We start from the raw sequence: 24,416 nt of genomic DNA, 5'->3' as shown, positions 1-24,416 counted from the left end.
CGTCACCTCGTCTCTTCTTTACGTTCCTTCGCACGCAGCTGACCGCATGCTGCGTCAATGTCATGTCCTTGTTCTCTTCTGATGGTGGCATTTATGCCTCTTGAGGTTAACGTCTCTAAGAACTTAAATATTTGTGTTTTCGGTGTTCTTACATAATCTCTTTCTGGTACATAGTTTACGGGTATCAAGTTAACATGGCACTTGATATCTTTAATAAGATCTGCAAGTTCATTTGCATGTTCTACTGTATCGTTAACTTTTCCGAATAAACCATATTCAAATGTTACACGTCTGCCGGTCTTCTTAATGTAATAACGAATGGAATCCATCAGTTCGTTTAATGGATACATTCTGTTAACTGGCATTAAGCGGCTTCTTGTTTCTGTATTTGGTGCATGAAGAGAAATCGCAAAATTAATCTGCATTCCTTCATCAGCAAATTTATAAATATAAGGTACCACACCGCTTGTTGAAATCGTGATATGGCGGGCACCGATATTTAGCCCTAAATCATGGTTGATAATCTTAAGGAATGACATAAGTCCTTCATAATTATCAAACGGTTCACCAATCCCCATGACAACAACAGAACTTACTCTTTCTTCTGTTTCATCTAAAGCTCTCTGAACCTGAAGAACCTGGGCAACAATTTCACCAGCTTGCAGATTCCGCTTTAATCCTCCCAAAGTAGAAGCACAGAAGGTACAGCCAAGTCGGCACCCAACTTGTGTCGTTACACAAATACTGTTTCCATACTCATGCCTCATAAGTACAGTCTCAATTGAATAGCCATCTTGCAGTTCAAATAAGAATTTGATCGTGCCATCGGCTGATTCCTGGCGCACCACTTCTTTTAATGGTTTGATATAAAAATCTTTTTCCAGCTTCTCTCGTAAACCTATTGGAAGATTTGTCATTTCCTCAAAAGAAGACACACGTTTTTTATACAGCCATTCAAAGATTTGTTTGCCTCTGAATTTAGGTTCTCTAATATCCGTCAGCCAAGCTTCAAGTTCGTGAAGCTCCAATGAGAATATTGAAGGTTTAATATTAGGCTTTGTCTGTTTATCTGTTAATGGTTTAAGCATGTTTCTCACCACCTGTTGTCTTTTTTCTGTAAGCCGCAATGTAAAAGCCGTCACTATTAAAATAATGAGGCATAATTTGCAGATCTGATCGTTCTTCTATTATAAAGGTTTTCACGTTTTCTGGCATCTTTTCGGAAAAGTCTGGATCCCATTCAAATTCAGGATGATTTTGAAGGAACCATTCTGCTACTTCGCTGTTTTCTTCCTGATCTACAGTACAAGTGCTATAGACTAGCAGTCCTCCAGCTTTCACCATTTTAGAAGCGGACTCCAATATATCCTTTTGAATGGATGCAAGCTTTAGAACATCTTCTTCTGTTTTTGACCATTTAAGATCAGGTTTTTTGCGGATTACACCAAACCCGCTGCAGGGGGCATCAACTAGAACTCTGTTAAAAGATGCAGAATCGTATTTTTCTCCTGCTTTTCTAGCATCTAAAACGGAGGCTTCGATATTTTCAAGACCCAGTCTTTCCGCTTGTTTATTAATCAATTCAATCTTATGGGCATGAAGGTCCAAAGAAACAACTTTCCCTTTTCCTTTCATCATTTCAGCCATATGGGTTGATTTGCCGCCTGGGGCAGCACATGCATCGAGAATGGTTTCTCCTGGTAATGGAGCTACAGCTCTTGCAACAAGCATAGAGCTTTCATCCTGAATCGTAACTAAGCCTTTATTATATACTTCTGTTCCTGGAAGATAGCCTTCTTTTATTATGATACCCTCAGGAGACAATTCTCCTTCTTCTGCAGAAACTCCTTCTTGCTCCAGTTGCTGAAGAACTTCGTCTCTTGTCGTTAGCATCGTATTTACCCTCGCTGTAACTGGAGAAGGCAAAAGATTTGATTGGGCCATTTTTTCAGCATCTTCATTTCCGAATTGAGAGCTCCAGCGTTCAAAAAGCCACTGCGGCATGCTGTAAGTTAAAGCCGCTTTTTCGGAACCGGCACCTGCTTTTTTGTCCATCTCAGCTGTTCCCTCACGCTGCATTTTGCGCAGAATACCGTTTACAAGACCAGCTAGACCTTGATGTCCTCTTTGTTTAGCGATTTCTACAGCTTCATGTATGATTGCATGATCAGGAACACGGTCCATGTAAAGCATCTGAAAAATGGACAGTCTAAGCAATGATAGAACCCAGCGGTCCTTTTTCTTTATTGGTTTATTCAGCAGTTGATCCAAATAAAAATCTATCGTGTTTTTACGCTGGATCGTACCATAAACAATGCTTGTTAAAAGACCTTTATCAATCTCTTTAACATTTGCTTTTTGGAGTGTTTGATTCAGCTGTAAATTTGAGTATGCCTGATTTTGTTCTATTTTAATTAAAACGTCCAGGGCGATTGCCCGTATGTTGTTTTCCAACTTTATTCACCTAATTTCAAGCCTTGTGGTACGCTTGCTCCTTTAAGATAATCACTAGCGAGCATTCTCTTTTTCCCAGAAAGCTGCAAGTCTGTAATAATGATGCTCGTCTGATCCCCGGAGGCCACCTGAAGTCCATTTTCATGTAATCCGATTACAGTACCAGGTTCTGCAGAGGCATTCGTTTCTTGTTTTTCCGCCCACCAAACTTTAAGAGGCTGGCCGTTTAATAACGTATAAGCAACTGGCCACGGATGAAGACCGCGAATATGGTTATAGATCTCTTTTCCTGATCGGGTCCAATCGATTTTTTCCTGTTCTCGTGTTATGTTCCAGGCAAAAGTGACTTCATCTTCCTTTTGAGGGACAGGAGTAATTTTCCCTTCAACAAGCAATGGGATTGTTTCTGATAACAATTTAGCACCGGCCGCACTTAATTTTTCATGCATAGAGCCTACATGGTCATTTTCCTCGATCGGTACTTCAACTTGGGTAAGTATATCACCTGCGTCTAATTTTTCAACCATATACATAATCGTGATACCGGTTTTATCATTTCCGTCGATTATGCTTTTATGGATCGGCGCTCCGCCTCTGTATTTTGGAAGCAATGAGGCGTGAACATTGATACAGCCATATTGAGGTGTTTCCAAAATTGCATTAGGCAGGATTTGTCCGTAAGCGGCCGTAACAATCAGATCAGGTTTAATAGCCAGAATCTCTTCATAGTTTTCACGCAGCTTTACGGGTTGATACACTGTAATACCGTGTTTGATCGCTTCTTCTTTAACAGGTGTCTGCTTAATTTCTTTTTTTCTTCCTACTGGCTTGTCCGGCTGTGTAACAACCCCAATAACATCATAGCCATCTTCTACTAGCTGACGAAGTACGGGCACAGAAAAGTCAGGTGTTCCCATAAATAATATCTTCATGTTATCCTATCTCTCCATTTCCTCGTTTTCGTAATAAGCGATTACTTTAGATGTAAACAAAATGCCATGCAGATGATCGATCTCGTGCAGAAGTGCCCTGGCAAGAAAATCGTTTGCTTTTATAGTAAATTCTTTTCCATTCTCATCTTGTGCTTTTACAGTTACTTCAAAAGGGCGTTCAACCTCACCGAAGAGCCCTGGGAAGCTTAAGCAGCCTTCTGGCCCGGTCTGGCTTCCGGAAGCTGATGTAACAACTGGATTGATCAACACGATTTGTCCTTCTTCATCACCAACATCTACAACTGCAATCTGTTTAGCAATCCCGATCTGAGGAGCTGCAAGACCTACTCCTTCTGCTTCGTACATCGTATCAAACATATCGTTTATTAGTTTTTTTAATTTTTTATCGAACGTTTTTACCGGTTCACATTCCGTTTCTAAAACTGGATCTGGGTGTTCTACAATCTTAAGAATTGTCATCGTATTCTCCTAACTGCTACATTAGTGTCTGGGCATTTAACTCTCCAGTAATTTGCAGATCTTTTATACTTTTATCTTTTTGAAAATGGGCTATTATTTCTTCAAACCAATTTCTCAGCTCTGGTTCATTTTTGTATTTTATCATTACCTGGTACCGATATCTATCCTTCACACGCGCTATTGGTGACGTTACTGGTCCAAGAAGGAGACTGTCAGGTGACAGCCTTTTTGACAAAAAGCTTGCTGCCTTTTCACTTGCTTCAACAACCTGCATCAATTCGAGGTGACTGAAGGTTAGAAGGCCCAAATAATAAAATGGCGGGTATTGATGAAGTTTCCTTGTTTTCATTTCATGATTATAAAAACTGAGATAGTCATGCTGTGAAGCTAGCTGGATGCTGTAATGTTCAACGTCATAACCTTGAACAATGACTTTCCCTTCCAGCTCATGCCTCCCTGCCCGGCCGCTCACTTGTGTCAGAAGCTGAAATGTTTTTTCTGACGCTCTGAAATCTGGCAAATGCAGCATCGTATCAGCAGCTAAAACACCTACTAATGTTACCTTTGGGAAATCCAGTCCTTTTGCGATCATCTGTGTGCCAAGCAATATATCTGCTTCACCGTCCCCAAAAGCTGTCAGCAGCCGTTCATGGCTTCCTTTTTTAGAAGTTGTATCAACGTCCATCCTAATCACTCTAGCTTCAGGCAGAACTTTAGCAAGCTCTTCTTCTACCTTTTGTGTACCTGTTCCAAAAAAACGAATATGTTCTGAGGAACACGAAGGACATGCTGACGGTGTAATCTCTTTATAACCGCAATAGTGGCATTTTAATTCACCATATCTTTTGTGATAGGTTAAAGAAATATCGCAATGCGGACATTGTGCTACATAACCGCAATCTCTGCACAATATGAATGAGGCATAGCCGCGCCGGTTAAGAAAAAGAACAGATTGCTCTCCTTTTTCAATTCCAGCCTTTAGTTTTTCCATTAATTCATTAGAAAACATCGAGCGGTTTCCGTTTTTCAACTCATCCCTCATATCCACAATGGTCACTTCTGGCATCGGATTTGAGTGAACACGGGAACTTAGTTCAGCAAGCTGATAGCGTCCTTTTTGTGCTCTTGCATAAGTTTCCAAAGCCGGTGTTGCACTTCCAAGTACAATAGGGCAAGAATGATACTTGCCTCTCCAGATTGCTACATCTCTTGCATGATAGCGTGGATGATCTTCTTGCTTATAGCTTGATTCATGTTCCTCGTCTATGATGACGATTCCTAAATTTTCAAAAGGTGCAAAAACGGCAGAGCGAGCGCCAACAACTACGGAAACTTCTTTTCGAAGGATCTTTCTCCATTCATCATATTTCTCTCCAATAGACAAAGCACTGTGCAATACTGCAACAGAGCTTCCAAAGCGGCCTTTAAATCTGTTGACCATTTGAGGTGTGAGCGAGATCTCAGGAACTAAAACGATAGCTTCCTTCCCTCTATCTAAGACGGATTGGATAGATTGAAGGTAGATCTCGGTCTTTCCGCTTCCGGTAACACCATGAACAAGTATGGTTTGATGTTCATTGTTTTCAATAGAATCTAAAATCGGAGTTATGGCATTTTGCTGGTTTTCCGTTAAAGGAAGCGGTTCTGTCTGCTTTATGTTTCTTCCTTGGAAAGGGTCTCTGTATACTTCCTTTTCTTCCATATAAATGACACCTTTTTTAAAAAGCGACTGAACGGAAGATAGAGAAGCACCTGTCTCATGAAGAATTTCCTGCAGAGAATATTCACCTGGCGGTCTGCTTAAAAGCTCTGAAATTACAGCTTTTTGTTTTTCAGCTCTTTTACCATTTTGTTTCAGGAGTTCTTCGGCTTCAGTTTTGTCTGCTAAAGAAACAAATTTGACCTTCTTTTTGTTAGCTTTGTCTTTTACTTTATAGACAACATCCAAGACTCCTGTTTTAGTCAGTTCCTGAAGCTCCTTAAGCAGATGAACATGGTTATTTGTTACTTCGTTTAAGCTTAGTTCTCCACTAGCCGAGAAAAGAACAGACACTTCACTCGATAACATTTCCGCCCTGAGTACTGTGAAAAACTTTTCATAAGTCGCTTTCATTGCTGCAGGAAGCATTGCCTGATAAGCAGTGATATAAAAGCTTAGCGTGTTCTCTGCCAGCCATTGGCCTAGATCTATTAGTTCCGGCGTAAGAACAGGAAGAGGATCGAGTATTTCTGTGATGTTTTTTATACCTTTTACAGAAGACGATTGCTTTACTGCTAATATAAATCCTTGCAGTTTTCTTGGTCCGAAAGGGATGATCACACGCATTCCTGGTTCTGCCCAATTCTCCAACTCTGGAGGAACCTTATAATCAAACGTCTTATTTACACTGCCTGAAGGGACATCAACAACGACTGCCGCAATCATCGTTCCATCATTTCCATCACTTCTTCTAGTATTTCATTCGCTGCTTGTTCTTTTGTAAGAATAGGCAGCGGCCGTATAGAACCATCTTTTTTAATCATGATAATCTCGTTAGTATCACTTCCAAAACCGGATCCTTCTTTTGATACATCGTTTCCAACTACCATATCCAAATTCTTTCTTAATAACTTATCTTTTGCATAGTCTTCAAGATTTTCAGTTTCCGCAGCAAACCCTACGAGAATTTGATGTTCCTTTCTCTCACCGAGCACTTTTAAAATATCATCTGTTTTCTTAAGTTCAATCGTCCACGTATCATTCTTTTTCTTGAACTTATTTGAATGAACTGTAACAGGTGTATAATCTGCTACGGCTGCACATTTAATGACAATATCTTGTTCCCCGTAAAGACTGATTGCTTTATCAAACATTTCTTTTGCAGAAATGACTCTTTCAACTTGTACTCCTGATGGTATATCAAGTGATGTAGGACCCGTTATCAGGGTTACGTCTGCTCCAAGTTTTTTTGCTGCAAAAGCGATCGCATATCCCATCTTTCCTGAGGAATGGTTTGTAAAATAACGAACTGGGTCCAGTTCCTCTCTTGTCGGACCAGCTGTTACCATGACTTTCTTTCCTGAAAGAGGCAATGAATGTTCTTTTTTCTCCTTAAAGTACATATGAACAGCATTTATGAGTTCCTCTGGTTCTGCGAGCCTTCCTTTTCCAATCCATCCGCATGCAAGGAGCCCTTCATTCGGCTCTATAAACCGCCACCCGAACGCAGCAAGAGTTTCCATATTCTTTTTTACAGCTGGATGATTAAACATATTTACATTCATAGCAGGCGCGATCAGCACATCTGCTTTTGTTGCTAGTAATGTCGTTGACAACATATCGTCCGCGATGCCGTTTGCAAGTTTCCCAATAACATTTGCGGTAGCAGGAGCTATCAGTACAAGGTCTGCCCAATCTGCAATATCGATATGACTCACCACTGAAGGTTCTTTTTCCTCAAACGTATCTGTATATACGGCTTGCCTTGTCAGCGTTTGAAAGGTTAACGGTGTAATGAATTTCTGGGCAGACGCAGTGAGTATAACTTTCACTTCATATCCGCTTTGATATAATTTACTTGCTACGGGAGCTGCTTTATAGGCAGCGATTCCGCCTGAAACAGCAAGCAATATTTTTTTCTTTTCCATAATAAACCCCTTCCGCCGCTCATTTGCTTAACAATTCACATCTATTTTACAGCATTTATATGTATTAAAAAACTTTATGAATTTTTTATAAAGAAAACTTGGCTGACGCCAAGCCTTTCGCGTCAGCTTTAGTTGCGCTTATACTTTCGACCTAAACTTGTTTTGCTACGTCGAAAATCATCTTGCTAACAAGTTATACTTTTCGAAAGTAGAACAAAAAAATAACAACCTTTAGACAAGGTTGTATATTTTTTCAGGTTCTATATATTAATCAGCAGGTGTTTCCCCAACTTTTTTTAAGATACCAGATTGAATTTCTTCAAGTGCTTTACCAACAAACTTATGTGATACAGGTTTAGCAATCTGCTGGTTGCCATGCTTTTGAATTTCTCTTGCACGTTTTGAACTAAGTGTTACAAGAGAGTATTTTGAGTCTATCTTTTCCATAAGAGAATCGATGGATGGATATAGCATTATTGGTCATCTCCTAAAATTTTTTGGTATTTCGGACGAACTCTGTCTACACGGCAATGTTCTGTTGTAATGATTGCTTTAATACGGTTACAAGCTGAGTCAATCTCATCATTAACTACAGAATAGTCATAGTGCTTCATAAGCTCGATCTCTTCTTTGGCAACTGACATACGATTGTTTATCAAATCTTCTGTTTCAGTGCCCCGCCCGACAATACGGCTTCTTAATTCATCAAGACTTGGCGGTGTTAAGAAGATAAATACACCTTCTGGAAAAATATTTTTCACTTGAAGTGCACCTTGAACTTCAATCTCTAAAATAACGTCTTTGCCTTCATCAAGTGTGCGGTTCACATATTCGATCGGAGTTCCATAATAGTTGCCGACATATTCTGCCCACTCTAGCAGCTCTTTATTTTCAATCATGCTCAGAAATTCTTCTTTTGTTTTAAAGAAGTATTCTACCCCATGTCGTTCACCTTCACGCGGCTGCCTTGTAGTGGCTGAGACTGAGTATTGAATGTCCAGCTTTTGTTCTCGAAGCGCTTTACAAACAGTACCCTTTCCTACACCTGAAGGACCGGATAGCACAAACAGAATGCCTCTTTCTTTTTCCATATAAACCTCCACAACCTAACTTTCTTCTGAGCCCTCATCAACCGACATCAGTCTATGAGCTACAGTTTCTGGCTGTACAGCCGACAGAATGACATGATCACTGTCGGTCACAACGACCGCTCTCGTTCTGCGGCCATATGTAGCATCAATCAGCATATTCTTTTCTCTTGCGACCGTGATTAATCGTTTTATCGGTGCAGATTCTGGACTGACTACCGCAATAATCCGGTGAGCAGCAACAATATTTCCGTAACCAATATTAATTAATTTCATTTTTAACCGCCCCTAACCTGCTACTATTCTAGCCAAATGGAATAACGGGTCATACGCTAATTGCACGATATTGTGAAAAACTGTACACATGTTCCTATATTTTAGCACACAAAATCGAGAATCTAAACTATTTTCCCTCAATTTGAGGAAATATCGCGATTTATTACAAGGGACTCTTTGCAGGGACCGGGTTTTTAACTTCCTCCGAAGCCAAATATCTCGCTGAACACCCTAAAGTTTATGATTCGCTCGTTATTTTTGGGAATCGATCGTAAATTCTGAGAACCGCTCGTAAATCCTGAGAACCGCTCGTAAATTCTGAGAACCGCTCGTAAATCCTGAGAACCGCTCGTAAATTCTGAGAACCGCTCGTAAATCCTGAGAACCGCTCATAAATCCTGAGAACCGCTCGTAAATCCTGAGAACCGCTCATAAATCCTGAGAACCGCTCGTAAATCCTGAGAACCGCTCGTAAATTCTGAGAACCGCTCATAAATCTTCCATGGCGCTCATAAATCGAGCAAATTCTTATCAGAATTTGCTTGATTTTAGAAAAAACAAACAAAGCTGGCTCCTGAAAAATTGAGCCAGCTTTCCTTTTATCTTATTTCTCTTTTAAACAGCTGAAAACCTGCTAATGCAAATGTTGGTATAGATGCCATGCCTAGTACAAGCAGCCATTGTCTCAGTGAAAGCGGTACAGTGTGGAAAATCTCTTGTAACGGCTGAACATACATTACGACAAGCAGCAATAAAACCGATGAGATTACTGCTAGAACAAGATATCCGTTTTGAAACGGATTTCTGTGGAAAACCGAACGTTCACTTCTGCAGTCAAACACATGAATTAATTGCGCCATAACGAGTGTAGCAAACGCGACTGACTGTGCTACAATCAGCTGATCTGGATTTTCTTTTAAAGTTACCCAGAATGCGAGAATCGTTGCTGCACCTATTAAAAAGCCGCGGGAAACGATCTTCCATCCCAGTCCTCTTGAGAAAACCCCTTCTTTTGCCTGCCGCGGTTTTCGTCTCATTACGTCTTCTTCCGCTTGGTCCACACCCAACGCCATTGCAGGCAGTCCGTCTGTTACGAGGTTCACCCACAAAATTTGAATCGGTACGAGAGGCAAAGGCAGTCCCATGATCATCGCAAATAGCATGACAAGAATTTCTCCGACGTTTGAAGCTAATAGATATCGAATAAACTTACGGATATTTTCATAGATGTTTCTTCCTTCTTCAATGGCTGAGCGAATAGTTGCGAAGTTATCATCCCCCAGTACAAGAGAAGAAGCTTCTTTCGCCACATCTGTTCCCGTGATCCCCATAGCAATTCCTATATTAGCCGACTTAATGGCAGGAGCGTCATTCACCCCGTCACCCGTCATCGCAACTACATGGCCTTTTCTCTGCAAAGACTTTACAATTTTTAATTTATGTTCCGGTGATACTCGCGCATACACATAAACATTCTCTGAAACTTTGTCCAGTTCTTCGTCATTAAGCTGTGCTAACTCTGCACCTTCCATCACTCGGCCACCCTCAGGGAGCATGTTCAGCTTTTTGGCGATACTCGCTGCAGTTACTACATGGTCACCTGTGATCATAATCGTTTTAATACCTGCAGTCTGGCAGTCTCTTATACTTTCTTCTACTTCTGGACGGGGCGGATCCATCATTCCTTGAAGTCCCACAAAAGTCAGGCTTCTTTCTGCAAAGGAGGCTTGGGCGTAATATTCCCCCTCTTTTAGAGGCCGGACAGCGACAGCAATCGTTCTGAGCGCTTGGCTTCCTAATGCATAGATCGCTTCTTTAATCCGCTCTTTATGAGCTTGCTTGATTAACTGTTTCTTATCATCCCACACAATATAATCGCTTTTTTCCATTAAGACATCAGGAGCTCCTTTTACAACGAGCATCTGATTCCCTTCTGTATCCTGAACAATTACACTCATCATTTTTCTTGTTGAATCAAAAGGAAACTCATGCTGAATCGTAAACTGTTCACTTAATGATTCTTTAGTAATTCCAGCTTTATAGGCGCTGACTAATAAAGCTGTTTCTGTCGGATCTCCAACCTCTATAAAAGAACCATTCTTGCCTTCCTCAAGAACAGCGTTGTTACAAAGAGCGGCATAAGCTAAAACTTCAGTAAGCTTATCCCCTCGTTTACCATCTTCATTAATTCCTGATCCCGCAACTTCGAAACCATCATCATTGACGATCCACTGTCTGCCTTGAGACCAGATTCGAGTCACCGTCATTTTATTTTGTGTAAGCGTTCCTGTTTTGTCCGAACAGATTACAGTAGCACACCCGAGCGTTTCGACCGAAGGAAGCTTGCGTACAATCGCTCTTTTACGGATCATCTTTTGTACACCAAGCGCGAGCGCAATGGTAACAATAGCAGGCAGCCCTTCAGGTATTGCAGCAACAGCCAAAGAAACCCCTGCTAAAATCATGCTGTAAAGATCGTGCCCTTGCAAAACCCCAGCTAGTACAACAAGAACAGTTAACAGCAATGCCAGAGCGATCAAAATTTTTCCGAGCTGTTCAAGTTTCATCTGAAGAGGAGTTGCCAAGTTCTCAGCCGATTGTATTAAATGAGCAATCTTCCCCATCTCAGTCTTCATACCAGTTGCAACTACGATTCCTTGTCCCGTCCCCCGAGTTACCATCGTTCCCATAAACGCCATGTTATCCTGGTCACCAAGTGTAAGCTCGTCTGCAGTTAAAATATTGTTATGCTTTTGGGCAGGAACGGATTCACCCGTTAAAGCAGACTCTTCAATTTGAAGGCCTGATGTTTTGAGCAATCGTATGTCTGCACCAACTCTGTCACCACTCTTAATCTTAACTACATCACCTGTAACAACATCTTTCGCTGCGATCGAAACCCATTTACCTTCTCTTAAAACCTGTGCGGTCGGAGCAGATAATTCTTTTAGAGAAGCTAGGGATTTCTCTGCTTTTCTTTCTTGAATAAACCCTAGAATTCCGTTCATCACAACGATTAAGATAATAGCAATCGCATCCAGATACTCCCCTAAAAAACCAGACAGCAATGTTGCTGCCAAAAGCACGAGCACCATAAAGTCTTTAAACTGTGCAAGGAACATCAGAATAGCTGATTGCTTTTTACCTTCTTCTAGCTGATTGGGTCCATCAAGCTTCAATCGCTTTTCTTGCTCATTCTTCGTTAGACCTTCATCTAACCTGCTGTTGAGTATTGATTCAATTTCGTCTTGCGGCAGCTGGTACCAATTCATAGCTTCCACCTCTAATAAGATTAGTTAAAGCCATTTATATGCAGGCATGTCCGCAAAAATGCTATACTATGAATCAGAAATAAGAGGTGAACCTATCATGAGTTTTGATGGAATAATGACACGTGCTGTAACTGCTGAACTTCAGGAGACTTTAACATCCGGACGGATTTCAAAAGTTTATCAGCCGCATAAAACAGATCTTGTATTTACCATTCGTTCAAACGGAAAAAATCATAAGCTATTGATATCCGCAAATCCATCATTTGCACGGATACATCTGACAGAACACCAATACGAAAATCCTGACACTCCCCCTATGTTTTGCATGCTGCTCAGAAAACATCTAGAAGGCGCTTTTATTGAAAAAATTGAACAGCTGGACGTAGAACGGATTATTAAAATTACCGTTAAAAACAGAGATGAAATTGGAGACGAGACCACTAAAGTACTTTTCGTGGAAATCATGGGAAGACACTCAAATATTATTTTGACTGATGAAAAGTCTGAGAAAATAATAGACAGCATCAAACATATTCCTAGTTTTCAAAACAGGCATAGGACCATCCTGCCAGGATTTAAGTATGTACTTCCTCCTGCACAAGAAAAAATAGACCCATTTTCTATTTCTGAGAAAGAAGAATTTATTTCTAAGATTTCTTGGAATGAAGGTAAATTGGACAAACAGCTTGTTGCGAGATTCAGCGGTTTTTCTCCTTTAATCGCAAAAGAAATACTAGAACGAGCAGGCTTAACCATAAAAGATCAAGTAGCTGATGCCTTTTTATCAGTTATGAATCAGTTGGCTGAAAAGCGATATGAACCGCAGATGATTACAAATGAGAAGAAAGAATACTTTTCAGTCATTTCTTTAACTCATATTGATGGTGAAATTCGCCAGTTTGAAACCGTCAGCAAGCTGCTGGACCGCTTCTTTTATGGAAAAGCTGATCGCGACCGTATTAAACAACAGGCGAACGACCTTGAGAAATATCTCTCTAATGAGTATGACAAAATTATCAAAAAGATCGGAAAACTAGAGCGAGAACTCGAACAAACCGTCAATGCTGAAGAATATCAGCGTAAAGGAGAACTTCTTACTGCATATATGTACATGGCTAAAAAAGGCGATAAAGCAGTAGAAGTTGAGGATTACTTTAGTGAAGACCAGCCTTTAGTTAAAATCGAACTTGATCCTTTAAAAACACCTGCTGAAAATGCTCAAAGCTATTTTAAAAAATATGGAAAACTCAAAAAGTCGGTTTCTATCATAAAAGATCAGATAGAAAAATCCAAGAACGAACTTCTCTATTTTGAGCGTCTCATCGTTCAGATGGATTCTGCCTCGATGAAAGATGTTGAGGAAATACGAGAGGAACTTGGTGAAGGCGGATATCTGAAGCATCGCCAAAGCAAACAAAAGAAAAAACAAAACAGTACACCTCAGCCTGAAAAATTCGTCTCTAGTGATGGAACAGAGATATTAGTCGGAAAGAACAATAAACAAAACGACTACTTAACATTTAAACTATCTCGCGCAAACGAAACATGGCTTCATACGAAAGACATTCCTGGCTCACATGTTCTAATTCGTTCAGCTGAACCTAGTGAAACAGATATAAAAGAGGCTGCTGTCTTAGCTGGATTTTACAGCAAAGCAAAAAACTCCAGTTCTGTACCTGTTGATTTCACACTTGTGAAGCATGTTAAGAAACCTAGTGGAGCAAAACCAGGATTTGTTATCTATGACAATCAGCAGACATTGTATGTAACACCTGACGAAGATATCGTCTTCAAGTTAAAAAAGTAAGTTTTCGTAAACTATGTGGTTATTTGAAAGAGTTGGTTTCCGCTCCAGGCACTCGCTTTCCGCGGGGCGGGCGGTGAGCCTCCTGGCGCTTTGCGCCTTTAGGAGTCTCACCTGTCCCACTCGTCCCGCAGGACAAGGAAGGTTTCTGCAGCGTTACATCGCACGAAGAAAATGTGATTTTCATTTTCGAGGAGTCTCGCACCTTGCACTCCAATCAACTTGTCAATGAAGAGTTTTCACAACAATCATTTAGCCAAAAAAGCAGGACAGCTATTGATTAGCTGTCCTGGTCTTTTTTTGCCATGCTGATAATGGCAAGTCCACCGAGTACTTCTTTATGTGTTACCTCTGAAAAATGAAGTTCTTCCAGCATTGCAGTCATTTCATCTACCGTATAACGGTGTCTTCTTGTACTGACATTCGACCATTTCAATAATGCCGTTCTCTCAAAACCAGAAATATCATTTTCTTTTGCGTACTGAGCAGCAGTTTCTTGACTCATCTTTTCGCTTGGATTAAGCATGGCGATCTGTCCATCTTTTTTCAATACACGATTTATCTCTTTTATACCCTTTGATGGATCTGGCAATAAAAACATCACGCAAGTAGATAATGCCAGATGAAAAGATTCATCTTCAAAAGGCAGTTTTTCTGCATCGGCTACCAAAAACTCGCTCTTCCCGCTTAGTTCATGATAGAAAAATTGCTGAATACTCGCTTTCACCATTTCTGATGAAAGATCAACCCCTACAAGTTTGTTTGCTTCTTCTGCTCCCCGGAGCAATAACCTGCCAGTTCCGCATCCAACATCTAAAATGTCCTTATCTTTCCAAGATCCTGTCGTTTCTTTCAAAGTATCATGAACACTTTTTAGCCATGTTGTCCGTGCCATGCTGTCAAAAAAAGATACTAGCTCATCGAATTCTTCACCGTTCATTTTTCTCAAAATCGTATTCTCCTTAGAAAACTATTTGGAAAAAGAGGCAGCTCCCCAATTTTCAGGGTCTTGTTGCCATTCTTTTAATAAAGTAAGCCCTTGTTCGCTAATTGTACCGCTTTCTTGTGCTTCCTTTATTAATGTACTAAAATTCGTGACTGTTTGGAAGGAAACTCCTTCCTTTTCGAAAGCTTTTGTCCCTTTTTCAAGTCCATAGCTGAATATTGCTGCCACACCTAATACTTCAACTCCAGCTTCTTGAAGTGCCTGACAAGCTTGAATCGAGCTTTTACCTGTAGATATTAAGTCTTCAACAACAACTGCTTTTTTCGTTCTTTCCGTTAGACCTTCAATTTGTTTTCCTTTACCATGCGCTTTAGCACTCGATCTTACATAGCACATCGGTAAATTCATTTGGTCTGCAATGAATGCAGCATGCGGGATACCAGCAGTAGCTGTACCAGCGATCAAATCGGCCTCAGGATAATGCATCTTAATCAGTGAGACTAATTCTTCAGCAACTTGTTTACGAAGTTCAGGATAAGCCAGAATCAACCTGTTATCACAATAGATTGGAGATTTCATTCCTGAAGACCATGTGTATGGTTCCTCTGGTGAAAGTGTAACAGCTTTGATATTAAGCAAATGTTTTGCGATTGTTGTTTTCATAGCTTTCTCTCCATTCGTTTAAAATTTCTTCATATGTGTTAACTGGCTGATCCGACTGTGTAATGCTCCTTCCGATAACCATAAAATCCGAGCCCATCCTAGCTGCTTCTGCAGGTGTCGCAATCCGCGCTTGATCGTGAGTATCTGCTCCTTGAGGTCTGATGCCTGGCGTTACTGTTAAAAAATCGTCTCCGCAAATTTTTTTAATAGAATTTGATTCTTGAACAGAACAAACTACTCCGTCTAATCCTGAATCTTTTGCCAGCTTTGCATAATGAGCAACACAATCGTTTAAGCTTGTATCTTTTATTAGAAGTTCATCGCTCAGCACTTTTTCAGTTGTACTTGTCAGTTGTGTAACTGCGATCAATTTCGTGTGATGAGCACCCGCTGCCAATAGACCTTCCTTAGCAGCTTTCAGCATCGCAGTTCCCCCTGCAGCATGTACGTTGACAATATCAACATTCAGCCCGCCAAGCACTTTCATTGCTTTATGAACGGTAGTCGGGATATCGTGAAGCTTTAAATCCAGGAAAATACGAAAGTTTCTTTCTTTCAGCCATTTGATAAACGATGGTCCTTCTGCATAATAAAGTTCCATTCCTACTTTTACATAAGGTGATTGTCCATTAAAACTTAAAAGAAACTCCTTCGCTTTATCTGCATTCTCAAAGTCTAACGCGATGATAACGGGGTTTTCCATTGCCTCCAACTCCCTCCAGTCATTTCACTGATTTGCTCGACGCCTATCTCATCTAACAGTTCGGGAAGCTTCTCAATAATTTCCGGACACACATATGGGTTTACGAAGTTTGCCGTTCCGACTGCAACAGCCGAAGCACCCGCCGACATCATTTCTAAAACATCCTCAGCCGTACTCACTCCGCCCATCCCTATAATTGGAAGCGAAACTTTTTGGCTCACTTCATAGATCATACGGATGGCTACCGGTTTGATCGCTGGACCAGAAAGGCCGCCTGTTTTGTTAGCTAGAATGGGGTTTCCTGTTCTCCAATCAAGCTTCATGCCCACAAGCGTGTTGACCATAGATAAACCGTCAGCACCCGCATCTTCAACGGCTTCAGCCATTTCTGTGATGTTTGATACGTTCGGAGAAAGCTTAACGTAAACAGGTTTTTCAGAAACACTTTTCACTTTTTTTGTTAAATCAGCAGCCGATTTATAATGAGTTCCGAACTGGATTCCACCTTCTTTAACATTGGGACAAGAAATGTTTAGTTCTACAGCACTTACTAGAGGTGAAGCTGAGATTTGTCTTGTTACTTCTATATACTCTTCTTCAGTCGATCCCGCAATGTTCGCAAGAATGGGAATGTTATAAGGCTCTAATGCAGGAAGTTCATTTTCTATGATTCCTTTGACCCCTGGATTCTGAAGACCTATTGCATTCAGCATGCCGCTTTCTGTTTCCGCTACACGGGGTGTAGGGTTTCCGAATCGCCCTTCAAGTGTAGCTGCCTTAATTGTGATTCCGCCTAATAGGCTTAAGTCATACCATTTTGCGTATTCTTTTCCGAATCCAAAACATCCTGATGCTGGCAGAATGGGATTCTTCATATTCAGTCCAGGCAATGAAACACTTAATCGGCTCATAAAACAACCTCCCCCATTTTAAAGACAGGACCATCGCTGCAAATTTTCACATAGCCAGATTGTCTGGTTTCAGTCGGGCAGACGCATGCGAAGCAGGCACCTATCCCACAGCCCATTCTTTCCTCTAAAGAGATGAATCCATTTAATCCAGCAGCTTTTTGTTCAACTGCTTTGAGCATTACAGCAGGTCCAACCGAATAAATAACAGGTTCATCTGAAGTAAGCTGATCCATCGCATCTGTTACAAATCCTTTAATCCCTAAAGAGCCATCAACGGTCGTTACGATTGTTTCTCCTATTTCATTAAACTTTTCAATATAAAAGCTGTCATCAAGTGATTGATAACCTAAAATGAATTCAACTTTTATCCCTTTTTCCCTCAGTTTCTTACCAAGATAATAGAGTGGAGGCACGCCTATGCCGCCTCCGATCAGTAATGCAGTATTACTACCTTCAATTGTTTCAAGAGAAAAGCCGTTTCCTAAAGGTCCTAATACATCAACAATCTCACCAGTTTGTTTTTGGCTTAATTGCTTTGTTCCCTCTCCTTGTGCTCTATACAAAAGTGTGACTTCTTCTTTCTCCAAATCAACATCACAGATTGAAAGCGGGCGGCGCAGCAGTTTTGATGTATGTTTTCCGACACTGACATGGAGAAACTGACCAGGTACAGTCATTGTTGCTGTACCAGGGCCAGTCAGTTTCATCTCAAAGATGTTGCGTGCAATTTCCGTATTAGAAGTTATGCTTAACAAATGTTTCTTCATACGAGCACCTTTTCATTTTTTGTGAAGGATGAAAGAGCATGAGCTGAGAATGAGATGGATTCAAGAACTTCTAACAAAGCTACAGAAGTATCCAGGTTTGTCAGACAAACTACACCGTTTTCAGCACACTCTCTTCGGATTCGGAAACCGTCTCTTGCCGGGATCTTTCCTTTAGTCAGCGTGTTTACAACAAACTGTGCTTCACCTTTTCGAATTACATCAAGCAGGTTTCTTCCTTCAGAACCGATTTTGCCGACTACATCTACCGGAATACCTTCTTTTTCGATAATGCTTGCTGTTCCTTCTGTTGCCATAATGGTGTAGCCGATCTCGTAAAATCTTTTTACCATTTCAAGTGCTTCAGCTTTATCTTTATCTGCAACCGTAAAGAGCACAGTTCCGTATGCCGGAATCTTCATTCCAGAAGCGATAAGACCTTTGTAAAGCGCTTTTTGAAGATTCTTATCTCTTCCCATTACTTCCCCTGTTGATTTCATTTCAGGTCCTAAATACGTATCGACCCTGCGCAGTTTTGCGAATGAGAACACAGGAACTTTTACGGAAACTTCATCCGCTTCCTTTTGGTAGCCCGTTTCATATCCTTGTTTTTTCAGGTTTTCACCTAAGATCACTTTTGTTGCTACGTTCGCCATCGGGACACCTGTAATCTTACTCAAGAATGGAACTGTCCGGCTGGAGCGCGGGTTCACTTCAAGTACGTAAACTTCATCTTTATGCCACACAAATTGGATGTTCAAGAGTCCTACTATATTTAAACCTTTGGCAATAGAAATCGTTCTTTCGATTATTTTTTGTTTAATCTCCTCAGGAAGTGTTTGTGGAGGATAAACTGCAATCGAGTCACCTGAGTGAACACCTGCGCGTTCGATATGCTCCATCATTCCTGGGATAAAGACGTCCGTTCCGTCAGAAATTGCGTCAACTTCTATCTCTTTTCCTTCAAGGTATCTGTCTACTAATACGGGATGATCCGGATTAACCCGGGCTGCATTCTCCATATATTGCAGAAGTTCGCTTTCCTGATAAACAATCTCCATCGCACGTCCCCCAAGTACATAAGAAGGACGAACGAGCACCGGATATCCGATTGATGATGCTATAGCTACCGCGTCTGTTACTGAAAAAGCAGTTTTACCAGCAGGCTGAGGTATGCTAAGCTTCTGCATCACTTTTTCGAAACGTTCTCTGTCTTCTGCTAAGTCCATACTGTCGAGCGAAGTTCCAAGAATTTTGATTCCTCTTCTTTCAAGCTCTTCAGAAAGATTGATCGCTGTTTGTCCTCCAAACTGCACAATAACTCCTTCTGGCTTTTCATGCTGAATTACGTGCATAACATCTTCTACAGTCAGCGGCTCAAAATAAAGCTTGTCAGACATACTAAAGTCTGTAGAAACGGTTTCAGGATTATTGTTAATGATAATGGCTTCATAACCCGCTTCCTGAATCGCCCATACTGTATGAACAGTTGCATAGTCGAATTCAATTCCTTGGCCAATTCTTATTGGACCTGAACCTAATACAACAACGCTCTTTTTATCTGTGATGACAGACTCATCTTCATCACCATATGTTCCATAATAATATGGTGTAGCTGATTCGAATTCTGCTGCACAAGTATCTACCATTTTAAAGACTGGCATGATTTTTTCGTTTTGTCTGAATTTAAAGAGGTCGTATTCATCCATTCCCCAAGCTTCTGCAATCCATTTATCGCTGAATCCTTTTTCCTTTGCTTTTTGCAAGATTCCAGCATCATTCTTACGTTCATTCACTCTATCTTCCAGCAAAATAATACCGTGCAGTTTTTCTAGGAAGAACAGATCAATCTTTGTCCATTCGTGAATTTGTTCAACTGTGATCCCCATTCTGAATGCTTCTGCGATATAGAATAATCTTTCATCATCTGCTCTCAGTATTTTTTCTTCTGCTTCTGATTTTGAAAGATGTTTTTCTTTTACTTCCAGATGGAAAGCTGAAATTTCAAGCGAACGAACCGCTTTTAAAAGTGATTCTTCAAAGTTGCGGCCGATTGCCATAACCTCTCCTGTTGCCTTCATTTGAGTTCCAAGCTTTCTATTCGCACCTTCGAATTTATCAAACGGCCATCTTGGAATCTTAGTTACGATGTAATCAAGTGCTGGTTCAAAACAAGCGTAAGTTGTGCCTGTTACTGGGTTTTTAATTTCATCTAATGTATAACCGACCGCGATTTTAGCTGCAAGCTTTGCGATCGGATAACCTGTCGCTTTTGATGCTAAAGCAGATGAACGGCTTACACGCGGATTTACTTCGATTACAAAATATTGTGAGCTATCTGGATCAAGTGCCAGCTGAACGTTGCAGCCGCCTTCGATTTTTAATGCTCTGATTATTTTTAATGAAGCGTTGCGCAGCAGCTGATAGTCTCTGTCTGTTAAAGTTTGACTCGGTGCAACTACGATTGAATCTCCTGTATGGATACCCACTGGATCAATGTTTTCCATGTTGCATACAACGATTGCAGTGTCATTCTTATCTCTCATCACTTCATATTCAATTTCTTTAAATCCTGCGATACTCTTTTCAATCAAAACTTGTCCAACCGGGCTTGCATGCAGCCCTGCCGGTGTGATTTCTAAAAACTCTTCTTCATCGTTTACGATACCGCCTCCAGTTCCACCGAGCGTGAAGGCAGGACGAATGATTACCGGGTAACCATGTTCTTCAACAAACTCTCTTGCCTCATCCATGTTATGGACAATCGCACTCTCAGGAACTGGTTCATTCAGCTCTCTCATCAATTCTCTGAATAAATCTCGGTCTTCTGCTTGCTGAATAGAAGGCAGCTTAGTACCTAAAAGTTCCACGTTGTATTCTTCTAAAATACCGGAATTGAAGAGTTCAACGGCCAGGTTAAGACCAGTTTGTCCCCCAAGTGTTGCAAGAAGACCATCTGGGCGTTCCTGACGGATGATTCTTGATACAAACTCAAGTGTTAAAGGTTCAATGTATACTTTATCTGCCATGTTTGGATCTGTCATGATTGTTGCCGGATTTGAGTTTACAAGAACAACCTCGTATCCTTCTTCTTTTAATGCTTGGCAAGCCTGTGTTCCTGCATAATCAAACTCTGCTGCTTGTCCAATTACAATCGGTCCTGATCCAATTACTAAAATCTTTCGGATGTCATGTCGTTTAGGCATTCTGCATCAAACCTTCTTTCTTTGTTGTTTTAATCATATTCATGAAGTCATCAAAGATCGGATTAGAATCTTGTGGTCCAGGTGACGCTTCAGGGTGATATTGGATTGAAAATGCTGGTTTCACTTTATGTTTTAATCCTTCTACTGTTCCATCGTTTACTGCTTGATGTGTAAGTTCTAAAGAAGTGTTCATCAACGAATTCTCAGTAACTGCGTAACCATGGTTTTGTGAAGTCAGCGCAATCTTACCTGTCTCAAGGTCTCTTACAGGATGATTCGATCCCCGATGTCCGAATTTCAGCTTTTCAGTATCACCGCCGCAAGCTAGCGCAAGAAGCTGATGCCCTAAGCAGATTCCTAAAATCGGAATGTTATAGTTTAAAAGCTCCTGTATCATCGTTATGCCTGCAGGGACATCTTTTGGATCTCCTGGTCCGTTGCTCAAGAGTACACCATCTGGCTGAAGGCGGATAATATCAGCGGCTGGCGTGTTATAAGGGACTACAATTACATCGCATAATCTTCTTGATAATTCTCTCAGCATACCTGTTTTCACCCCAAAATCTACAACAACCACTCTGTTTCCGCTGTTTGGAAGGTGATAAGGTGATTTAGTCGAAACTTTTGATACTTGATCTGTTGTTAAAGGTGCTGCGTTCATTTCATCGATGATTTCTTGAGCATTTTCAATCGTATTGGACAATCTTCCCTTTAATGTCCCGTGCTGCCTGATTTTTCTTGTTAATTTTCTTGTATCAATTCCATAAAGTCCTGGAATATCTTTAGCCGTCAGCCAGCTGCTTAAAGACTGAATTCCTTCATGATGGTTAGGGAATTCCGCATGTTCATTTACAATTATTCCGCTCGCCGCCGGCCGTATGGATTCATAATCTGAACGATTGATGCCATAATTGCCTACTAGCGGATAAGTGAAAGTTATGATTTGGTCGCAGTATGAAGGATCTGTAAGAACTTCCTGATAGCCTGTCATACTCGTTGTAAAAACAACCTCTCCGTTTGCTTCACGATTTGATCCAAAAGCTAAACCATTAAAAATTGTGCCATCTTCTAAGATTAAGTAACGTTTCATACGAAGCTCTCCTCCTTGTTGTAAACAAGCTTTCCTTCAAAAATTGTTGCGATAGGCCACCCTTTGCATACTCTTCCATCAAATGGTGTATTTTTACCTTTAGAGACAAATGTTTTTGTGTCGATTGCTTCTTCTTTATTCAAATCAACGATTGTTAAATCCGCTTTTGCACCTTCTAAAAGTGTTCCGTATGGAAGATTAAAGCTCACAGCAGGTTTGCTGGTCATCATGTCAACTAACTCTTGCAGTGTAAAAATTTCTTGGTTTAAAACAAGCTCAGTGTAGAGAAGCGGAAAAGCTGTCTCCAGTCCTACGATTCCGAACGGTGCGAGTTCAACATCCTGGTTTTTCTCTTCAGCACTATGCGGAGCATGGTCAGTTGCGATAAAATCAATCGTTCCTTCTTTTAATCCTTGTATTAATGCCTCACGGTCACTTTCGCTTCTTAAAGGCGGGTTCATCTTATAATGAGTGTTATTATTCTTTATGTCCTTATCACTTAAGATCAGGTGATGAGGTGTAACTTCTGCCGTTACTTTAATCCCTGCACGTTTTGCGTCTTTTATTACTCTTACGGATTCTTTTGTACTTACATGGCAGACATGATATCTTGCGTTTGCTGCTTCAGCGAGTAAAACATCACGTGCGATATGCACAGATTCACTTACAGATGGTATGCCAGGCAACCCTTCCTTTTCAGTGAATTGTCCTTCATGAAATGCCCCTCCTTTTGGAAGGAGTGTATTGTCTTCACAATGAGCAACAATTACTGCATCGTTTTTACTTGCTTCTTTCATGGCCTTTAGCATCAAACCGGCTGATTGAACGCCTACTCCATCATCTGTAAATGCAAAAGCTCCTTTTTCTAATAGACCGCTAAAATCGGTTAATTCTTTTCCAATCTGACGAGTTGTTATCGAAGCGTATGGCAAAACTCTGCAGCTTGCCGTTTCTTTAATTCTTTGCTGAACAAATTCCATCGTTTCGATCGTATCTGGAACAGGCCGTGTATTCGGCATGGCAGCCAGCGTTGTATAGCCGCCTTTCACAGCCGCTTTTGTTCCCGTTTCAATTGTTTCTTTATGTTCACCGCCAGGCTCTCTTAAATGAACATGCAGATCAACAAAACCAGGTGTAACAAGTCTTCCTTCTGCTTCTAAAACTTCATGCTGATCAAAGGGAATGTTTTCTTCAATCTTCTTAATCATATCTTTTTCAATCAGGATATCTGTTTTAATCAAATTGTTATTCCCGTCTAAAATGCTAGCGTTTTTCAATAAATAACCCATTGTTTACCGCCTCCTGGTTTGTTTTTAGTGTCCAATTAAGCACAGCCATCCGGATGTAGACTCCATTTTGAACTTGTTTAAATATTCTGGAGCGTTCACATTCCACCAGCTCATCCGCTATTTCGACCCCGCGATTTACTGGAGCCGGATGCATGATAATGCTATGTTCCTTCATTCTTCTTTCACGTTCGATCGTTAAACCATATTGCTGGTGATAATCTTCCTTTGTCAGCAGCATGCTTGCGCTGTGCCTTTCATGCTGAATTCTCAGCATCATTACTACATCAGCCGCTTCTACTGCTTCATCCATCGGAATAAAATCTTCTTTCCATTCATCTACAAACCACTCCTCAGGACCAGAAAACAGCACTCTTGCACCCATTTTACGAAGAACTTCCGCATTCGACCGGGCAACCCGGCTGTGAAGAATATCTCCAACAATGACTACAGTTAAGCCCTGTATGACGATGAATTCTTGTTGAATCGTTAATAGATCTAAAAGTGATTGTGTCGGATGATTGCCGCATCCATCACCTGCATTGATGATTGGCACGTTTATTTTTTCAGCTAAGCCATCAAAGTAGCGGTCTTCGGGATGCCTGATTACGAAGCCGGAAACTCCGATTTCCTCAAGTGTTCTTAATGTGTCATAAAGCGTTTCTCCTTTTTGAACACTTGACCCGCTTACTTCAACATTCATAGGTTTCATACCAAGCTTGTGTTCAGCAGCTTCAAAACTAAACCTTGTTCTAGTACTTGGCTCAAAAAATAAATTTGCGATCAGCTTCTGGTCAAAGGCTTTCTCTTGTTTACCGCCTTTAAATTCCTCAGCAAGATTTAAAATGTACTGGATGTCTTCAATAGACAATTCATTCATTGATAGCAGATGATTCATCCAAAACTCTCCCTTT

At 40.8% G+C, this 24,416-nt stretch carries 20 protein-coding genes; 1 reads left to right on the top strand and 19 read right to left on the bottom strand.

The window, feature by feature from the left end; translation table 11 throughout:
* Positions 1 to 2 precede the first annotated feature (2 nt).
* The 10 genes from rlmN to ACFQ4X_RS06145 form a co-directional block, all read right to left on the bottom strand.
* Positions 3 to 1,088, bottom strand: coding sequence for a 23S rRNA (adenine(2503)-C(2))-methyltransferase RlmN (gene rlmN / locus ACFQ4X_RS06190; RefSeq protein ID WP_130295728.1), 1,086 nt, complete (start codon positions 1,086 to 1,088; stop codon positions 3 to 5).
* Positions 1,081 to 2,454 (bottom strand): 16S rRNA (cytosine(967)-C(5))-methyltransferase RsmB, encoded by a 1,374-nt coding sequence (rsmB, locus tag ACFQ4X_RS06185; RefSeq protein WP_379833743.1) that lies wholly within the window; start codon positions 2,452 to 2,454, stop codon positions 1,081 to 1,083. The genes rlmN and rsmB overlap by 8 nt, the downstream gene beginning before the upstream one ends.
* Positions 2,455 to 2,456: 2 nt before the next feature.
* Entirely contained in the window at positions 2,457 to 3,386 is a 930-nt protein-coding gene (gene fmt / locus ACFQ4X_RS06180) for a methionyl-tRNA formyltransferase (protein ID WP_379833741.1), read from the bottom strand.
* Positions 3,387 to 3,392: 6 nt separating this feature from the next.
* Positions 3,393 to 3,866, bottom strand: coding sequence for a peptide deformylase (gene def, locus ACFQ4X_RS06175; RefSeq protein WP_379833740.1), 474 nt, complete (start codon positions 3,864 to 3,866; stop codon positions 3,393 to 3,395).
* 16 nt (positions 3,867 to 3,882) lie between these two features.
* A complete protein-coding gene (gene priA, locus ACFQ4X_RS06170; RefSeq protein WP_379833738.1) occupies positions 3,883 to 6,291 on the bottom strand; it encodes a primosomal protein N' in 2,409 nt (802 codons plus the stop codon).
* Positions 6,288 to 7,496 carry a bifunctional phosphopantothenoylcysteine decarboxylase/phosphopantothenate--cysteine ligase CoaBC gene (coaBC, locus tag ACFQ4X_RS06165; protein WP_379837062.1) on the bottom strand — a complete coding sequence of 403 codons (1,209 nt, stop codon included), beginning with the start codon at positions 7,494 to 7,496 and terminating at the stop codon, positions 6,288 to 6,290. The genes priA and coaBC overlap by 4 nt, the downstream gene beginning before the upstream one ends.
* A 264-nt stretch (positions 7,497 to 7,760) precedes the next feature.
* Positions 7,761 to 7,967 carry a DNA-directed RNA polymerase subunit omega gene (rpoZ, locus tag ACFQ4X_RS06160; RefSeq protein WP_379833737.1) on the bottom strand — a complete coding sequence of 69 codons (207 nt, stop codon included), beginning with the start codon at positions 7,965 to 7,967 and terminating at the stop codon, positions 7,761 to 7,763.
* The gene (gene gmk / locus ACFQ4X_RS06155; protein WP_066289264.1) at positions 7,967 to 8,584 is read right to left on the bottom strand and encodes a guanylate kinase; all 618 of its coding nucleotides are present in this window, start codon (positions 8,582 to 8,584) and stop codon (positions 7,967 to 7,969) included. Before gmk ends, rpoZ begins: the two co-directional genes overlap by 1 nt.
* A gap of 15 nt (positions 8,585 to 8,599) precedes the next feature.
* Positions 8,600 to 8,857, bottom strand: a complete 258-nt coding sequence (gene remA / locus ACFQ4X_RS06150; RefSeq protein WP_066240628.1) for an extracellular matrix/biofilm regulator RemA — start codon at positions 8,855 to 8,857, stop codon at positions 8,600 to 8,602.
* A 599-nt stretch (positions 8,858 to 9,456) separates the two neighbouring features.
* Positions 9,457 to 12,129, bottom strand: a complete 2,673-nt coding sequence (locus ACFQ4X_RS06145; RefSeq protein ID WP_379833735.1) for a calcium-translocating P-type ATPase, SERCA-type — start codon at positions 12,127 to 12,129, stop codon at positions 9,457 to 9,459.
* Between the two features lie 97 nt (positions 12,130 to 12,226).
* Here ACFQ4X_RS06145 and ACFQ4X_RS06140 point away from each other — a divergent pair, with 97 nt between their 5' ends.
* On the top strand, positions 12,227 to 13,936 hold the full coding sequence (locus ACFQ4X_RS06140; protein ID WP_379833734.1) for an Rqc2 family fibronectin-binding protein: 1,710 nt from the start codon (positions 12,227 to 12,229) through the stop codon (positions 13,934 to 13,936).
* A 277-nt stretch (positions 13,937 to 14,213) separates the two neighbouring features.
* Here the strand turns inward: ACFQ4X_RS06140 and ACFQ4X_RS06135 are convergent, their stop codons facing one another.
* Genes ACFQ4X_RS06135 through ACFQ4X_RS06095 form a run of 9 tightly spaced genes read right to left on the bottom strand, consistent with a single transcriptional unit; the run spans position 14,214 to position 24,400 of the window.
* Entirely contained in the window at positions 14,214 to 14,873 is a 660-nt protein-coding gene (locus ACFQ4X_RS06135; protein ID WP_379837060.1) for a class I SAM-dependent methyltransferase, read from the bottom strand.
* A 30-nt stretch (positions 14,874 to 14,903) separates the two neighbouring features.
* Entirely contained in the window at positions 14,904 to 15,542 is a 639-nt protein-coding gene (pyrE, locus tag ACFQ4X_RS06130; RefSeq protein WP_379833732.1) for an orotate phosphoribosyltransferase, read from the bottom strand.
* The gene (gene pyrF / locus ACFQ4X_RS06125; RefSeq protein ID WP_379833731.1) at positions 15,511 to 16,245 is read right to left on the bottom strand and encodes an orotidine-5'-phosphate decarboxylase; all 735 of its coding nucleotides are present in this window, start codon (positions 16,243 to 16,245) and stop codon (positions 15,511 to 15,513) included. The genes pyrE and pyrF overlap by 32 nt, the downstream gene beginning before the upstream one ends.
* Complete coding sequence (locus tag ACFQ4X_RS06120) at positions 16,218 to 17,156, bottom strand: dihydroorotate dehydrogenase (protein WP_379833729.1); 939 nt, start codon at positions 17,154 to 17,156, stop codon at positions 16,218 to 16,220. Before ACFQ4X_RS06120 ends, pyrF begins: the two co-directional genes overlap by 28 nt.
* On the bottom strand, positions 17,153 to 17,923 hold the full coding sequence (locus ACFQ4X_RS06115; RefSeq protein ID WP_379833728.1) for a dihydroorotate dehydrogenase electron transfer subunit: 771 nt from the start codon (positions 17,921 to 17,923) through the stop codon (positions 17,153 to 17,155). Before ACFQ4X_RS06115 ends, ACFQ4X_RS06120 begins: the two co-directional genes overlap by 4 nt.
* Positions 17,920 to 21,126, bottom strand: a complete 3,207-nt coding sequence (carB, locus tag ACFQ4X_RS06110; protein ID WP_379833726.1) for a carbamoyl-phosphate synthase large subunit — start codon at positions 21,124 to 21,126, stop codon at positions 17,920 to 17,922. The genes ACFQ4X_RS06115 and carB overlap by 4 nt, the downstream gene beginning before the upstream one ends.
* Positions 21,119 to 22,216 carry a carbamoyl phosphate synthase small subunit gene (locus tag ACFQ4X_RS06105; RefSeq protein ID WP_379833724.1) on the bottom strand — a complete coding sequence of 366 codons (1,098 nt, stop codon included), beginning with the start codon at positions 22,214 to 22,216 and terminating at the stop codon, positions 21,119 to 21,121. Before ACFQ4X_RS06105 ends, carB begins: the two co-directional genes overlap by 8 nt.
* Positions 22,213 to 23,505 carry a dihydroorotase gene (locus ACFQ4X_RS06100; RefSeq protein ID WP_379833723.1) on the bottom strand — a complete coding sequence of 431 codons (1,293 nt, stop codon included), beginning with the start codon at positions 23,503 to 23,505 and terminating at the stop codon, positions 22,213 to 22,215. Before ACFQ4X_RS06100 ends, ACFQ4X_RS06105 begins: the two co-directional genes overlap by 4 nt.
* Positions 23,480 to 24,400, bottom strand: coding sequence for an aspartate carbamoyltransferase catalytic subunit (locus tag ACFQ4X_RS06095; RefSeq protein WP_379833721.1), 921 nt, complete (start codon positions 24,398 to 24,400; stop codon positions 23,480 to 23,482). The genes ACFQ4X_RS06100 and ACFQ4X_RS06095 overlap by 26 nt, the downstream gene beginning before the upstream one ends.
* Positions 24,401 to 24,416 lie beyond the last annotated feature (16 nt).

This window comes from Fictibacillus halophilus (assembly GCF_042680145.1).
Taxonomy (GTDB): domain Bacteria; phylum Bacillota; class Bacilli; order Bacillales; family Fictibacillaceae; genus Fictibacillus; species Fictibacillus halophilus_A.
This window is presented reverse-complemented; position numbering and strand designations above follow the sequence as displayed.